The 14,465-nt window shown below is 68.2% G+C and carries 14 protein-coding genes and 1 tRNA gene; 10 read left to right on the forward strand and 5 right to left on the reverse strand.

Translation table 11 applies throughout. From position 1 onward, the window contains the following. Nucleotides 1-3 precede the first annotated feature (3 nt). Together AB0E56_RS07925 and AB0E56_RS07930 are read right to left on the reverse strand one after the other, a co-directional pair. The gene (locus AB0E56_RS07925; RefSeq protein ID WP_359798005.1) at nucleotides 4-2,802 is read right to left on the reverse strand and encodes a hypothetical protein; all 2,799 of its coding nucleotides are present in this window, start codon (nucleotides 2,800-2,802) and stop codon (nucleotides 4-6) included. 25 nt (nucleotides 2,803-2,827) lie between these two features. Beyond that, nucleotides 2,828-4,567: an HSP90 family protein gene (locus AB0E56_RS07930; RefSeq protein ID WP_359798007.1), complete on the reverse strand. Its 1,740-nt coding sequence runs from the start codon at nucleotides 4,565-4,567 to the stop codon at nucleotides 2,828-2,830. A 277-nt stretch (nucleotides 4,568-4,844) separates the two neighbouring features. Here AB0E56_RS07930 and AB0E56_RS07935 point away from each other — a divergent pair. From AB0E56_RS07935 to AB0E56_RS07975, 9 genes are all read left to right on the forward strand, one after another. Beyond that, nucleotides 4,845-4,917: transfer RNA gene (locus AB0E56_RS07935), tRNA-Trp, on the forward strand. Between the two features lie 40 nt (nucleotides 4,918-4,957). Next, nucleotides 4,958-5,230 (forward strand): preprotein translocase subunit SecE, encoded by a 273-nt coding sequence (gene secE / locus AB0E56_RS07940; RefSeq protein WP_359798009.1) that lies wholly within the window; start codon nucleotides 4,958-4,960, stop codon nucleotides 5,228-5,230. Between the two features lie 42 nt (nucleotides 5,231-5,272). Continuing rightward, nucleotides 5,273-6,304, forward strand: coding sequence for a transcription termination/antitermination protein NusG (gene nusG / locus AB0E56_RS07945; protein ID WP_359798011.1), 1,032 nt, complete (start codon nucleotides 5,273-5,275; stop codon nucleotides 6,302-6,304). 289 nt (nucleotides 6,305-6,593) lie between these two features. After that, nucleotides 6,594-7,025, forward strand: coding sequence for a 50S ribosomal protein L11 (rplK, locus tag AB0E56_RS07950; protein WP_359798012.1), 432 nt, complete (start codon nucleotides 6,594-6,596; stop codon nucleotides 7,023-7,025). Nucleotides 7,026-7,036: 11 nt separating this feature from the next. After that, the gene (gene rplA / locus AB0E56_RS07955) at nucleotides 7,037-7,726 is read left to right on the forward strand and encodes a 50S ribosomal protein L1 (protein WP_359798014.1); all 690 of its coding nucleotides are present in this window, start codon (nucleotides 7,037-7,039) and stop codon (nucleotides 7,724-7,726) included. A gap of 175 nt (nucleotides 7,727-7,901) precedes the next feature. Next, nucleotides 7,902-8,714 carry an amino acid ABC transporter substrate-binding protein gene (locus tag AB0E56_RS07960; RefSeq protein WP_359798016.1) on the forward strand — a complete coding sequence of 271 codons (813 nt, stop codon included), beginning with the start codon at nucleotides 7,902-7,904 and terminating at the stop codon, nucleotides 8,712-8,714. A 3-nt stretch (nucleotides 8,715-8,717) separates the two neighbouring features. After that, nucleotides 8,718-9,383 carry an amino acid ABC transporter permease gene (locus AB0E56_RS07965; RefSeq protein WP_359798018.1) on the forward strand — a complete coding sequence of 222 codons (666 nt, stop codon included), beginning with the start codon at nucleotides 8,718-8,720 and terminating at the stop codon, nucleotides 9,381-9,383. Beyond that, nucleotides 9,370-10,173, forward strand: coding sequence for an amino acid ABC transporter ATP-binding protein (locus AB0E56_RS07970; RefSeq protein WP_359798020.1), 804 nt, complete (start codon nucleotides 9,370-9,372; stop codon nucleotides 10,171-10,173). The genes AB0E56_RS07965 and AB0E56_RS07970 overlap by 14 nt, the downstream gene beginning before the upstream one ends. 48 nt (nucleotides 10,174-10,221) lie before the next feature. Further along, entirely contained in the window at nucleotides 10,222-10,578 is a 357-nt protein-coding gene (locus AB0E56_RS07975; RefSeq protein ID WP_359798021.1) for a DUF1801 domain-containing protein, read from the forward strand. Nucleotides 10,579-10,584: 6 nt separating this feature from the next. Here the strand turns inward: AB0E56_RS07975 and AB0E56_RS07980 are convergent, their stop codons facing one another. Continuing rightward, nucleotides 10,585-11,247 carry a LysE/ArgO family amino acid transporter gene (locus AB0E56_RS07980; protein WP_359798022.1) on the reverse strand — a complete coding sequence of 221 codons (663 nt, stop codon included), beginning with the start codon at nucleotides 11,245-11,247 and terminating at the stop codon, nucleotides 10,585-10,587. 70 nt (nucleotides 11,248-11,317) lie between these two features. On the opposite strand from AB0E56_RS07980, the gene AB0E56_RS07985 reads away from it, so the two are divergent. Further along, on the forward strand, nucleotides 11,318-12,262 hold the full coding sequence (locus tag AB0E56_RS07985) for a LysR family transcriptional regulator ArgP (protein ID WP_359798023.1): 945 nt from the start codon (nucleotides 11,318-11,320) through the stop codon (nucleotides 12,260-12,262). On the opposite strand, the gene AB0E56_RS07990 is transcribed toward AB0E56_RS07985, so the two are convergent. Beyond that, a complete protein-coding gene (locus AB0E56_RS07990; RefSeq protein ID WP_359798024.1) occupies nucleotides 12,201-12,689 on the reverse strand; it encodes a MarR family transcriptional regulator in 489 nt (162 codons plus the stop codon). The two genes, AB0E56_RS07985 and AB0E56_RS07990, sit on opposite strands and share 62 nt — an antisense overlap. Then, a complete protein-coding gene (locus tag AB0E56_RS07995; protein WP_359798026.1) occupies nucleotides 12,676-14,361 on the reverse strand; it encodes an MDR family MFS transporter in 1,686 nt (561 codons plus the stop codon). The genes AB0E56_RS07990 and AB0E56_RS07995 overlap by 14 nt, the downstream gene beginning before the upstream one ends. Nucleotides 14,362-14,465 lie beyond the last annotated feature (104 nt).

Genomic DNA, 14,465 nt, shown 5'->3' on the forward strand with positions numbered 1-14,465 from the left:
CGCTCAGCTCTCCACGACGGCACGCACTTCGGCCGCCTCGCCGTGGCGCCCCAGTGCTTCGAGCACGTTGCCGAGCTCGAGCGAAGCGACCTGGTGCAGCGGAGGGTGGCCTACCGCATGTTCGATCGCGCTGTGGTACACGGGTACGGCGTCGGCTGAGCGCTCGTTGCCGGCGAGGACGCGCGCGGCGAACAGCTCGGAGCCTCCCGCGGAGCCCAGGTCTCCGAGCGCCGCGAATCCGTCTGCGGCCGTGAGAGCGGCGGAGACGGCCTCGTCCACGCGACCGAGTTCGGCCAGGGCACGTCCGCGAGAGTCGGTCACATCGGCGAGCAGCCACCCGGCCTCGTGCTGCTGTGCGAGGGCGGCGACCTCGTCGAAGAGCGCGAACGCCCGCTCGTCACCGCGTCCGCCGTACGCCTGCCCCAGGCTGTGCAGGACCTCGGTGAGTGCTCCGACCGCGTCCGGGGCGCGCCGCACGATCTCGGCGGCCGACTCGAGCAGGGCGATCGCGTCGTCGTGCTCCTCGAAGCGCGCGAGGATCTTGGCCTGCTCGGTCATCGACATCGCCTGATCCGCATGCTCCTCGGCCTGACCGAACAGTTCGGAGGCATAGCCGTGCGCGCCGACGGACTGCCCGAACTCGCCGGCAGCGCTCAGGGCACGAGCGAGCATGGAGGCCGTCATCGCGCGAGAGCCGGCAGGAGCCTCGGCCTCCTCCTCGCGCTGCAGCACGTCGCCGAAGAGTTCGGCTGCCTCCTCCGCATCGCCGACGCGCAGCATGGCGCGCGCGAGGCGGAAGTCCACGCCGGTCGCGTCGCCACCCTCTTCGGCGGCGATCCTGGCCGCGAGGCGGTAACGGGAGACGGCCTTCTCCGGGTCGTCCGCGTCTTCCCACAGGGCGCCGGCGAGGAGGTGCGCCTCACCGAGCGCCCGCGTCGCGCCGAGGTCGGCGAGCAGGCGGCAGGACTCATCGGCGTCGACAGCGCCCTCGCCGTACGAACCCGTGCCGCCGCGGACCCTGGCGCGCGTCTGCAGAGCCTGCGCGCGGTGCCCCGTGCTGAGGTCGTCCTGCGCGAGAAGGCGATCGAGGAGTGCGGATCCTGCTTCGAGGTCGCCCTTGCTGAGCACCGCCGAGATGGCCAGCAGGGTCGTGGTGTTGGCCAGTCGTGCGTCTTCCGCCTCGGTGAACGACCTGGCCGCGACCTCGGCGTGATCCAGCGCGGCATCCGGCTCGTTCGAGCGCAGGTGCAGGGCGGCGCGGCTGATCGCGAGGTCGCCGCGTGACCAGGCGGGGAGATCGTCGGCGGCGGCGATGGCCTCTTCCAGAGCTGCCGTCGTCTCCGGTGTGTCGAGGCCGAAGGTCGCCAGCCCCAGGCGCTGCTCGAGGTCGGCCTGCGCGTCGAGGCCGGCCGCCCGCAGCGCGGCGATGCGCTCGGGGAGCAGCTGGAGGGCCTCGTCCGCCCGCTCCAGCGCGATCAGGATGCCGAGGCGCATCGACAGCAGCTGAGCCCGCTTCGCCGGATCCTCGACCTCGAGAGCGTGCGGGAGAGCCTGGAGCGTCTCGTGCTCGGCGCCGAACTGCGCGAGCTGCATCGCGCGCTCGAACCACGCGTCCGCGTCGGTGGGGGCGGCGGAGGTGGTGGGGGCGACGAAGACGTCGGACCGGATCGGCACGTCGTACTGCTCGCCGGCGAGGGCCCGCATCCGCTCCAGGCTGCGCGCGTGCCCGTCGGTGCCGTCCCTCTCGTCGAACGCCGCGCCGATGCGCTCGGCAGCGGTCCACGCCGTCGCCGCGAGTTCGGACGCGCTCCAGGCGCCGTCGTGCGCGCCGAAGAACGGCACCAGCGCCGGGGACTCCGCGCCGCGCACCGGTGCGTCGCCGTGCCCGGCAGCGGTGACGCGGTCCAGCGCCACGGCGAGGGCTGCGAGGGCGGCGAAGTGCGCGTCGACGTTCAGTCCGTCGTGCGCGAGCCAGGCGATGTGCTTCTCCACCAGCGCGAGGGCGCGTGCCTCGTTGCCCGTGATCGCGGCGAAGACGATGTTGTTCGCGACGATGCGCAGGTTGTCGGGGTTGTCCTTGGCCAGACGGTAGCTGCGCAGATGGGCGGTCTTCGCCTCGTCGGAGCGTCCGGCGCGGAGGTAGGGGAGCAGCGCGCGGGAGAGCGCGTGCTCGGGTTCCTCCCCGCAGGAGAACCCGCCCTCGATCATCTCCTCGACGAGCACGATCGCCTCGGCGTCACGGTCCGTTTCCGCGTAGAACCCGGCGATCTGACTGCGCCCGCACGCATCGCAGTGGCTGTGGTCGTCGCGAGGCGTCGTCTCCAGCTGCACGCGCAGCGCTTCCGCCTCGTCCATGCGCCCGGCATCCCAGGCGTCTTCGAACCGCGCTGTGAGCACACCGCTCACGCCGAGGCCTGCGGCACGGTAGTGCGACTCCATGTCGTCGAGCACGGCGGCGATCTGCTCCTGCGAGAACGCAGGGGAGGAGCGCAGCGAGGACGCCATCCACTTGAACTGCCACATCAGGTCGGCGCCCCCGTTGTCGAGGTCCGCGGGAAAACGCTGCGGATCGGCGTCGTGATGCGCGAGGCACCACGCGAACGAGTTCAGCATCACGTCGGTCGCGCCGCCCATGTTCGCCGAGGCGGTCTGCCGCATGCGCGCCTCGTACTCGAGGCGCTCATCGCCGATCTCGACGGCGAGCGCCACCGCCTCCGCGACGAGGGCCTGCTCAGCCGGCCCCCAGGGCGTGCGATCGATCTCCTCGATCAACTGCTGGAAGCGCTTCTTCGGACGTGCCATGGACGGAACCCTTCGGTGGAGAGTGTCAGCGGGCGTCCCCGAAGGGGATCTGATCCCCTTCGAGTCCGGCCGAGAGCGAGACGAGGTCGGCGAGCGCGGTGGTCATCAGCGCGCGATCGGCGTCGGAGAGAGGATGGTGCCCCGCCAGGAGGGCCTGGATGTAGAGCAGCTGCACGGTGCGGGCGAACACGGCGTCGTCCTGCACGCGCACGAGTGCCCGGACCACGCGGTTCGACCAGTTCAGGCACAGCCGCGCGCGCAGGTCTTCCTCCCGCGCGGACGACCGTGCCTGGTCGATGCGGTCGAGTACGCCACCCCAGAGGGCGCCGGTGATGCCCTTGGTGCGACTGCGGTCGATGGCCCTGAGCACCTCGGGATCGGCGACGTAGAGCCCGGAGAGGTCGGGGCGGTCGATCGAGCGCACCACGACGGAGCACTCGGACGCCGCCAGCACCGCACCGGCGCGGGTCTCCAGGGCGAGGGCGGCCTCGCGGTCGTCGAGGGGAGGTGGATCGAGACGGTCGAGTTCGCCGGTGACGTCGACCTGCTCCACGGTGACATGCGGGTACAGCTCCGGCAGCATCCTGATCAGGTCGGCGTCGTACAGGTACCCGCCGTTGACGAGCACCTCGTCGGAGGGGGAGATGCCGGCGACCTGCCGGAACTCGTCGACGCTCTGCGCGTAGCGGACGTGCGGATAGCGCTGCACCAGGTCGCCGATGCGCACGGTTCCGTGCGTCGTCTCGACGGTCAGCCAGCGCGAGATGAAGTGCGCGAGCTCCTCGTCGTGTCGCACGAGCGATTTGAGTCCCACCTCGTGCACCGCGACGAACTGCGCGAGGCGATGCGGCTCGCGCAGTCCCAGTTCGAGGACCCAACGGCGGATGCCGGCGCCGAGCTGTTCGCGCACGCGCTCGAGCGCCGCGTCTTCGACGAGGGATTCCCGGCTGGCCGTGGGGGCGAGGCCCGTGGAGTCGACGACAGCGCGCACGAAGAACGCCCAGTCGGGGAGCACGTCGTCGACGCGTTCCGACAGCAGCATCCGCCCCAGGTACATGCGCGATGCCTGGCGCGCGCCGGGGGGAGGGGCATAGGGGAGGACGTAGGCGAGGCCACGAGTGCCGGTAGCAGGTTCGCTCAGCTCGATCACGTCGAGCGGGCTCGCGCCGAGGAGATCGCGTCCGTACTGCACCGCCGCATCGGGATCGCTCGCGGCATCGAGGAACGGTGGATCCCTGGTGATGTCGATGTCGCCCGCAGCGGTGTCGACCGTCACGCGGACCGGTAGGAACTCGCCGAAGGTGGTCGCCAGCTCGTGCACAGCGGCTGGTCTCAGCAGCTCGTCGGCGTCGAAGCGCGGCACGAGGTGAACACTGGTGCCGATCGGCAGCTCCTCCTCGATCTCCACGACTTGGAAGGTGCCGTCGGCGCTCCCGGTCCACTCCACAGAGGCGCCGCCACGGGCGCTGCGGGAGCGGATCACGATGGTGTCGGCGACCATGAAGCAGCTGAGCAGCCCGATGCCGAACTGGCCGAGGTAGTCACTGCGGGGGAGGTCGAAGATGTCGCGCTTGGAGCTGCGGCCGACGGTCGCCAGCAGGTCGGCGACCTCTGAGGAGGTGAGGCCGACGCCGTCGTCCCGCAGCACGAACTCGCCGTTCTCGGCGGTCAGCGGGGTGATCCGGATGCGTCCGCCTCCGCCGTCGACCTCGCGGCGTGCGGCGATCGCGTCGCGGGCGTTCTGCAGGAGCTCTCGCAGGTACACCCGAGGACTGGAGTAGATTGCCTGCTGAGCAGGTCGACGACTCCGCGCAGATCCACTTGGAACTGCTGCACATCCGCGCTCACTCGCGCCCCTTCCCCCTGTTTCCCGCTCGCCGAGCCTAGCAACAACGCGTATTCCGGTTCCGGTTCGGCAGCATCGGATCGATGCCGTATGCTTGTGGAGCAGTTGTTTTCTGCATTCTTTCGCCGTGCCTGGGGTCTCCCGATCGCAGATGCGGTGGCAGAGTGGAAGACACCCACGAGGCCTTCCGGTCTCTAGGGCGGTAGCTCAATTGGCAGAGCAGCGGTCTCCAAAACCGCAGGTTGCAGGTTCGATTCCTGTCCGCCCTGCGCGTCAGCGCAACGCTGACACACGAAAGGTACATTCAGGATGGATCAGGACGAACCGCGCGGCGAGCTCGTCGCGGCCGGCGCCACCCGTGAGAAGAAGGGCAACCCCTTCTCCCGGTTCTTCGGGGGCATCGCCCTGTTCATCCGCCAGGTCATCGCCGAGCTCCGCAAGGTCGTCACCCCGACTCGCAAGGAGCTGTTCAAGTTCACCCTGGTGGTGCTCGTCTTCGTGATCATCGTCATGGGCATCGTCTACGGCTTGGACACTCTGTTCGCATTCGTGACGCACTGGGTGTTCGGAATCCCTGGCTGATGACCCCCGCGGCTCGCGCCGCAGCTATGGAGAAGAAGCAACGTGTCTGAACGATATTCCGACGACGCCGACTGGGCGACCGCCGCAGAGCAGTCCAGCGAGGAAGACGAAGCCCAGGAGGGCAACGTCCTCGCCGAGGAAGAGCTCTCGGTCACCTCGGCCGAACACGTCGCGGTCCACGTCGAAGACGAGGACGGCGATGAGGATGACACGGAAGACATCGACATCGACATCGACGACCCGGAGGCGGACGCCATCGTGAACGACGCTCTCAACCTGGACGAAGCGGCTGAGTCTGAGGCTGCCGCTGAGGTCCTCAACGAATCTGCGGCCGAAGAGGTCGCCGAGCAGGAGGCGGAGGAGGCCGAAGAGGTCACCCCGTACGACGGCCCCGACGTGAACGGCGAGGACGACCGCCCCGCCGGCGACGAGTCCGACGAGGATGCCGAGGAAGACCCGTACGAGGCCTTCCGCCTGGACCTGCGCATGCTTCCGGGCAAGTGGTACGTCATCCACTCCTACGCGGGCTTCGAGCGCAAGGTGAAGGCCAACATCGAGCAGCGCAAGTCGACGCTCGAGGTCGAGGACGAGATCTACCAGGTCGAGGTCCCGATGGAAGATGTCGTCGAGATCAAGAACGGCCAGCGCAAGATGGTCACCCGCGTGCGCATCCCCGGCTACGTGCTGGTGCGCATGGAGCTCACGGAAGACACCTGGTCGGTCGTGCGTCACACCCCCGGTGTCACGGGCTTCGTGGGCAACGCGCACAACCCGACGCCGCTGCGCTTCGAAGAGGCCTTCAACATGCTGAAGTCGCTCGTCGAGGTCAAGGACGTCCCCACGGCCAAGAACATCGCATCGAAGGGCGGCGTCGCCGTCGCCCGCCCGCTGCCGGCCGAGGTCGACTTCGAGGTCGGCGAGACCATCACGATCAAGGAGGGCTCGTTCGCGGGGCTTCCCGGTTCGATCAGCGAGATCAAGCCCGAGAGCGGCAAGCTCACGGTTCTCGTCTCCCTGTTCGAGCGCGAGACCCCGGTCGAGCTGTCGTTCGACCAGGTCACCAAGATGGTCTGACACCGGTCCCTCGAGAACGGCCGTCCCTCCGGGGGTGGCCGTTCTCGCGTCTGCGGCCCTGTCGAGGGGTCAGGAAACGCCGTGTTGCATGCGACAGGCGCGGCGTGTCTTGGCCCCTCATGGGGGAGTGAGCGAGGGCGGGAGGCGGCGCGCCAGCGCGTCGCTCTGGTCGGGTATACTTGTGTGGTTTGTGCGACGCTTCGGCGCGCGCACGCGACCACGGTCCGGAGATGCCGGACTCGTGGGAGAAACGGATGCTTCGGCATCCGATTCGACGAAAGGAAAGAGAATGGCACCGAAGAAGAAGGTGACCGGCCTGATCAAGCTTCAGATCAACGCCGGTGCAGCCAACCCGGCGCCGCCGATCGGCCCCGCGCTCGGTCAGCATGGCGTCAACATCATGGAGTTCTGCAAGGCGTACAACGCCGCGACCGAGTCGCAGCGCGGCAACGTCATCCCCGTCGAGATCACCGTCTACGAGGACCGCAGCTTCACGTTCATCCTGAAGACCCCGCCGGCTGCGGAGCTCATCAAGAAGGCCGCCGGTGTGCCGAAGGGTTCGTCGACCCCGCACACCGTCAAGGTCGCGAAGATCACCAAGGAGCAGGTCCGTCAGATCGCCGAGCAGAAGCAGGCCGATCTGAACGCGAACGACGTCGAGGCCGCCTCGAAGATCATCGCCGGCACCGCCCGTTCCATGGGCATCACGGTCGAGGGCTGAGGAGAATAATCATGGCTACCAAGTCCAAGGCTTACAAGGCTGCCGCCGAGAAGATCGAGGCAGACCGTTTCTACACCCCGACCGAGGCCGTCGCCCTCGCGAAGGAGACCGGCTCGTCGAAGTTCGACTCGACCGTCGAGGTCGCGCTGAAGCTCGCCGTCGACCCCCGCAAGGCAGACCAGATGGTGCGCGGCACCGTCATCCTGCCGCACGGCACCGGTAAGACCGCCCGCGTCATCGTGTTCGCCACCGGCCCCGCTGCCGAGGCCGCGATCGCCGCAGGTGCAGATGAGGTCGGCGGCGCTGAGCTCATCCAGAAGGTCGCCGACGGCTGGACCAACTTCGACTCCGCTGTCTCCACTCCGGAGCTCATGGGCCAGGTCGGTCGTCTCGGAAAGGTGCTCGGACCCCGTGGTCTGATGCCGAACCCGAAGACCGGCACCGTGACTCCGAACCCGGCCAAGGCCGTCGAGGAGATCAAGGGCGGAAAGATCGAGTTCCGCGTCGACAAGCACGCCAACGTGCACTTCGTCGTGGGCAAGGCGTCCTTCACCGCAGAGCAGCTGAACGAGAACATCGGCGCTGCCCTCGAGGAGATCGTCCGCCTCAAGCCGTCGAGCTCGAAGGGCCGTTACATCCAGAAGGGTGCGGTGTCGACCACTTTCGGCCCCGGCATCCCGCTGGACGTCAACTCCATCTGAGTCTGACTCGCTGAAGCGCCCCCGGGTTCAACCCGGGGGCGTTTCTGCGTCAGCGCGACCCTCGGAAACGAATCGTCATCGGATGCGTCGAACGGCCGCGACCACGCGTACTGTGAGGGAGTTCCCGCGGCCGTCGCGTAAACTCGCACCCGCGCATCTCACCCCAGGAGGGTCCATGTCCCGTCGTCTCATCGCCGTCACCGCACTCGTCGTCGCCGCAGCCGCGCTCACCGCCTGCAGCGGGTCGAGCACCCCCGGGAACACTTCCGGCAGCGACGGAGACTCCGATTTCGGGCTCGTGCAGGACGGTACCCTCACGGTCGCGACCGAGGGCACCTACCGCCCGTTCAGCTTCCACGACGACGGCGGCTCCGGTGACCTCACAGGCTTCGACGTCGAGATCATCCAGGCGGTCGCCGACAAGCTCGGCCTCGAGGTGAAGTTCCAGGAGACGCAGTGGGATGCGATCTTCGCCGGCCTCGACGCCGGACGCTTCGACGTCATCGCGAACCAGGTCTCGATCAACGACGAGCGTGAGGAGAAGTACCTCTTCAGTGCGCCCTACACCGTCTCGCCCGGTGTGATCGTGGTGGCGGAGGACGACGACTCGATCTCCTCGTTCGACGACCTCGACGGCAAGACCACCGCGCAGTCGCTGACGAGCAACTGGTATGAGCTCGCCACGGACTCCGGAGCCAAGGTCGAAGCCGTCGAGGGATGGGCGCAGGCCGTCGAGCTGCTGCGTCAGGGGCGCGTCGATGCGACTGTGAACGACAAGCTGACGTTCCTCGACTACGAGACGACGAACAGCCCGACCGGTCTGAAGATCGCGGCAGAGACCGACGAGGCGGGTGAGCAGGCCTTCGTGTTCACGAAGGACAAGGAGGCGCTCGTCGATGCCGTCGACGGCGCGCTCGAGGAGCTCCGCGCCGACGGCACGCTGGCCGAGATCAGCGACAAGTACTTCGGCGAAGACGTCACCCAGTAGTCGATGGAGAGCCCCTGGCAGCTGTTCTTCGACTCGCTCGGGCCCATCGCCTGGGCGGGTCTGACGGCCACGGTGCCGCTGGCGCTGCTGTCGTTCGCCCTGGGGCTCGTCATCGCGGTCGGCGTCGCGCTGATGAGGATCTCGGTGCACCCGGTCGTCTCGGGCGTCGCCCGGTTCTACATCTCGGTGATCCGCGGAACGCCGATGCTCGTGCAGCTGTTCGTGATCTTCTACGGCATGCCGTCGATCGGGATCACGCTCGATCCGTGGCCGAGCGCGATCATCGCCCTGTCGCTCAACGTCGGCGGTTACGGCGCCGAAGTCGTCCGCGCCGCCATCCTCTCGGTCCCCAAGGGGCAGTGGGAGGCCGCGTACACGGTCGGCATGAACCGCACGCGCACGCTCACCCGCATCATCCTCCCGCAGGCGGCGAGGGTGTCGGTGCCGCCGTTGTCGAACACGTTCATCTCGCTCGTCAAGGACACGTCTCTCACCTCGCTGATCCTGGTGACGGAACTGTTCAAGGTCGCGCAGCAGATCGCCGCGACGACGCTCGAGTTCATGGTCGTGTACCTCGCCGCCGCGCTGGTCTACTGGGTGTTCTGTCTCGTGCTTTCCTTCGGCCAGAGCGCCCTCGAGAGGAGACTCGACAGCCGTGTCGCCCACTGAGAACACCGCGGACGCGCTTCTGACCGCCCGTGGCCTGCGCAAGAGCTTCGGCGGCAACGAGGTGCTGCGCGGCATCGATCTGACCCTGCACCGCGGCGAGGTCGTGGTGCTCATCGGGCCGAGCGGTTCCGGCAAGACGACCGTGCTGCGCGCGCTCAACGGCCTCGAGACCCCTGACGCCGGAACGATCGTGGTCGCCGGCGGACCCGACCTCGACTTCTCGTCGGACCCCAGGCCGCGACCCCGTGAGCAGAAGCAGAAGCGGCTCGCCCTGCGGGACAGGTCGGCGATGGTGTTCCAGCACCACAATCTCTTCCCCCATCTGACGGTCCTGGAGAACGTGATCGAGGGGCCGTGGCGGGTGCAGGGGCGACCCGAGACCGAGGTCGTGAACGAGGCGCTCGCCCTGCTCGACAGGGTGGGACTCGCCGACAAGGCCGATGCCCGACCGCATCAGCTCTCGGGCGGCCAGCAGCAGCGCGTCGGCATCGTGCGCGCGCTCGCCCTGAAACCCGATCTGCTGCTCTTCGACGAGCCGACCAGCGCGCTCGACCCTGAGCTCGTCGGCGAGGTGCTCCTGGTCATCAAGGAACTCGCCGACGAAGGGTGGACGATGGCCGTCGTCACCCACGAGCTGAGCTTCGCGCGCGAGGCCGCTGATCAGGTGCTGTTCATGGACGACGGCGTCGTCGTCGAACAGGGCCCTCCGGACGAGCTCTTCCGCGCGCCGCAGCAGGAGCGCACCCGACGGTTCCTCGCCCGCATCATGCGTCCGCTCGACGGCGCCTGATCCGCCGGGACCCTCGACCTGCTCGACGAACAGTGCCAGGATGCGATCGTGGGAACCATCGACGACTACCTCGCAGAACAGAACCAGGCGGATCGTGACGCGATCGATCGGATCTACGCGATCGCGCGCAGGGAGGCGCCGGACGCGGAGCAGGGAAAGGGCTACGGCATGCCGGCCCTCGTGCACCGGGGCAAGCCCCTTCTGTCGGTGATGCGGGCGAAGAAGCACATCGGCGTGTATCCGTTCAGTCAGGATGCGGTCGCCGCGGTGACCGGCGCCCTCGAGGAGCATCCGGGGATCGGGATCGACAAGGGGACGATCCGCTTCCAGCCCGAGCATCCGATCCCGACCGAGGCGCTCGAGAGCCTCATCCGGGCCCGTCTTTCCCAGATCGACGGCGCCTGACGCCCGTCAGCCGCCGAGTACCGGGACGACGAGGCTGATCGCGATCGAGATCATGACGACCGCGATCACGGCGTCGAGGATCCGCCACGACCGGGGAGTGCGCAGCCACCGGCCCAGATAGCGGGCGCCGAAGCCCAGCGCCGTGAACCAGAGGATGCTGGCCGCGATCGCCCCTCCAGCGAACAGCCAGCGCTCGTCGCCGTGGGTGGCCGCGATCGAGCCGAGCATCAGCACGGTGTCGAGGTAGACATGCGGATTGAGCCAGGTGAGGGCCAGCGTGGTGAGGATGACCGGTGCCAGCCCCGTGCGGGGGAGTGTCGTCGTCGGGCCCTGGAGCATCGACGGGTCGGTGCCCGCGATGTCGGTTCCGTCCACGCGGAGCTCCTCGCCGCCACGCCAGGCGCGACGCGCGGCCAGGATGCCGTAGACCGCCAGGAACAGCGCACCCGCCCATCGGGCCACGACCACGAGCCAGGGCGCCGCCGACAGGACGAACCCGAGTCCGGCGACGCCCGCCACGATCAGGGCGGCATCGGACAGCGCGCAGATGACGACGACGGCGATCACGTGCTCTCGACGAATCCCCTGTCGCAACACGAACACGTTCTGCGCGCCGATGGCGACGATCAGGGAGAGGCCGAGACCGAGGCCGGCGAGGACGGTGAGCATGGCTCCAGCCTAGGAACCGAACGACATCAGGAGAAGCGAAGATTCCTACCGAACCATTAGCATCTCTTATGTGAGGATCGATCCGCACCTGGCCGCCACTCTCGCCGCGATCGTCGACGAAGGCACCCTGGACGCGGCGTCGAGGCGACTTCGGATCACCCCCTCGGCAGTGAGCCAACGGTTGAAGACGCTCGAGCAGCAGCTCGGTCGCATCCTGGTCGTCCGCACCAAGCCAGCGCGCCTGACGCAAGCAGGCGAGGCCGTCGTCCGTCTGGCGCGGCAGGTCGCCCTGCTCGAACACGACGCGCTCGTCGGTGTGGGGATCGACGATGCCGGCGGCGCCCCTCGCATCAGCGTCCCCCTCGCCGTGAACGCCGATTCGATGGCGACGTGGTTCCTCGCCCCACTCGCCCGGCTGTCAGCCGGACATGGCATCGACTTCGATCTGCACCGCGACGACCAGAACTTCACCGCTCGGCTGCTCGAATCGGGCACAGTGATGGCCGCCGTCACCAGCGAGGAGACTCCGGTCGCCGGGTGCTCTGCGACACCCCTCGGTGTGCTCGAGTATCGCGCGATGGCCGAGCCCGCCTTCGCGGAGCGATGGTTCTCGAAGGGAGTCACGGCGACGGCCCTGGCGTCCGCGCCGTTCGTCGACTTCGATCGGCGGGACACGTTGCAGCACGAGTGGTTGCGGGCGATGTCGGTCAGCGAGGACGGTGTGCCGCGACACTACGTCCCGGCCTCTCACGATTACGCGCTCGCCGTCGAGCTGGGACTGGGTTGGGGGATGCTGCCCGTGTTGCAGGACTCCGCCGGGCTCGTGCCTCTGGGGGGACCGGCGCTTCGGGTCGAGCTCTTCTGGCAGCAGTGGAATCTGCGCTCGGAACTGCTCGACACGATCGCGGAGGAGATCGCGGCCGAGGCTCATCGGGTGCTCGGTCGCCGGTCGGTCACTCCGCCGCGGAAGAGCCGGGCGTCACGCCGGCCGCCAGGGCGTGCAGCAGCCGGGTGAGATTGCCGATGTCGGTGAGACTCCAGTCCTCGAGCGTCCGGAGGAGTCTGCCCTCCTGAGGCAGGCGTGCAGCTGCGAGCCGTTCCTCGCCCCGAGGGGTGAGCTGAAGGGGGAACGAGCGGCCGTCGACCGGGTCGGTGGAGCGCTCGACCAGGCCGAGCTCCTCGAGTTCGCGCACGGTGCGACTGACCTGCCCCTTGTCCATGAGCATCCGCTCCGACAGGGTCGAGACCGTCGCCTTCTCGCAGCGCGCGATGGTGGTGAAGATCTTGTAGGCGCCCGGCAGCATGCCTGGACTCACCCTGTTCGCGTTCTCGGTGATCACGCGGCGGAAGTGCGTGATCAGCTCGCCGAACTCCGCCTCGAGGGCGCGGACCGCAGCGGCCCGCGCCTCGGGGGTGTCGGAGGCGCGCTCAGCGTCCGGCATCGGATGACGCATCCGTGCGGCCGTCGCCGGACCGACCGACCACAGCCACGCTCCCGGTCGTCGCACCGGAGACGGCCGCCGCATCGGCGATCGCGACGTCGGCAGCGTCTTCCACCGTGCTCTTCTTCGCGGCGTCGGCCTGCGCGCGCTCGGTCGTGGTCATGGTCGTGAGGGGGCGGTTCGGCAGGAACAGGATCGCGACCAGGCTGATCACGGCGAGCGGGATGCCGATCAGGAACGCGTGCGAGATGGCCTGCGCGTAGAAGTCCTCGATGATCGAGCGCACGGGTTCCGGCAGGAGCCTGACCTCGGGGAGCGTTCCGCTGGAGAGCTGGGCGGCGACCTCCGCGCCCTTCTCGCCGAGCTTCGCGATCGCCGCTCCCAGGCGCTCCTTCCCATCGGAGAAGAGGCCGGTGAGGCTGTTCGCCAGCACGGCGCCCATGACGGACACGCCGATCGTGCCGCCCAGGCTCCGGAAGAACGTCACGCCCGAGCTCGCGACACCCATCTCGCTCGGCTTCGCGACGTTCTGCACGATCAGGACGAGGTTCTGCATCGTCATGCCGACGCCGGCGCCCATCACGAACATGTAGATCGAGACGAGCACGAAGTTCGTGTCGTAGTGCAGCGTCGAGAGCAGGACCGAGCCGGCGATCAACAGCACGGAGCCGAGGACCAGGTAGCCCTTCCACTTGCCGAAGCGGGTCACGAGCTGACCGATGACCATGGACGAGATCAGGAGTCCGGCCATCATCGGCAACGTCATGAGGCCGGCCTCGGTCGGCGTAGCGCCGCGGGAGAGCTGCATGTACTGCGCGAGGTACACCGAGGTGCCGAACATCGCGACGCCGATCGAGATCGACGCGAGCACCGAGAGGGTGAACGTGCGCCCACGGAAGAGCGTGAGCGGGATGAGCGGCTCGCGCACCTTGAGCTCGACGATCACGAAGGCGATGGCCGCGACGATCGCGCCGCCCACCATGAGCGCGGTCTCGGTGCTCCACCAGTCGAACGTGGATCCGGCGTTGGTGATCCAGATCAGGATCAGCGAGACCGCGGCCGAGAGCAGCACGATGCCGAGATAGTCGATGGACACCTTGCGGGTGCGCTCGGTGCTGATGTGCAGAGTCTTCTGCAGGATGATCAGGGCCGTGACGGCGAAGGGCAGTGCGACGAAGAAGTTCCAGCGCCAGTTCGCGACATCCGTGATCCATCCGCCGAGCAGCGGGCCTCCCACGGTGGCGACCGCCATCACGGCGCCGAACAGTCCCATGTACCTGCCCCGTTCGCGGGGGCTGATGATGTCGGCCATGATGACCTGGCTCAATGCCGCGAGTCCGCCACCGCCGATGCCCTGGATGGCGCGGAAGGCGATGAGCGTGTTCGTGTCCTGCGCGAATCCGGCCGCGGCGGTGGCGCCGACGAAGACGACGATCGCGATCTGGATGAGCAGCTTGCGGTTGAACAGGTCGGCGAGCTTGCCCCAGATCGGCGTGGAGATCGCGGTCGTGAGGAGCGTGGCCGTGATGACCCAGGTGTACGCGGCCTGGTCGCCGCCGAGGTCGTGCACGATGACGGGCATCGAGGTGGAGACGACCGTGGTCGCGATCATCGAGACGAACATGCCGAGCAGGAGGCCTGTGAGGGCCTCGAGCACCTGGCGATGCGTCATCTTTACGGGAGAGTCCGTGGGCATGCGGGACCTTTCGTGAGTCGCGGGGAGGATGCTGCGACAGCTCTGGCGCGCACTCAGGATGGTTGAACTGGGTCAACTAT

The sequence above is a fragment of the Microbacterium sp. NPDC028030 genome (genome assembly GCF_040637855.1).
GTDB lineage: Bacteria > Actinomycetota > Actinomycetes > Actinomycetales > Microbacteriaceae > Microbacterium.

Coding starts and splice junctions, on each gene's coding strand:
- AB0E56_RS07925 (WP_359798005.1), bottom strand. CDS start 2,802: ATGGCACGTCCGAAGAAGCGCTTCCAGCAGTTGATCGAGGAGATCGAT.
- AB0E56_RS07965 (WP_359798018.1), top strand. CDS start 8,718: ATGGAGAGCCCCTGGCAGCTGTTCTTCGACTCGCTCGGGCCCATCGCC.
- AB0E56_RS07995 (WP_359798026.1), bottom strand. CDS start 14,361: ATGACGCATCGCCAGGTGCTCGAGGCCCTCACAGGCCTCCTGCTCGGC.
- rplA (WP_359798014.1), top strand. CDS start 7,037: ATGGCTACCAAGTCCAAGGCTTACAAGGCTGCCGCCGAGAAGATCGAG.
- AB0E56_RS07960 (WP_359798016.1), top strand. CDS start 7,902: ATGTCCCGTCGTCTCATCGCCGTCACCGCACTCGTCGTCGCCGCAGCC.
- secE (WP_359798009.1), top strand. CDS start 4,958: ATGGATCAGGACGAACCGCGCGGCGAGCTCGTCGCGGCCGGCGCCACC.
- rplK (WP_359798012.1), top strand. CDS start 6,594: ATGGCACCGAAGAAGAAGGTGACCGGCCTGATCAAGCTTCAGATCAAC.
- AB0E56_RS07980 (WP_359798022.1), bottom strand. CDS start 11,247: ATGCTCACCGTCCTCGCCGGCCTCGGTCTCGGCCTCTCCCTGATCGTC.
- AB0E56_RS07990 (WP_359798024.1), bottom strand. CDS start 12,689: ATGCCGGACGCTGAGCGCGCCTCCGACACCCCCGAGGCGCGGGCCGCT.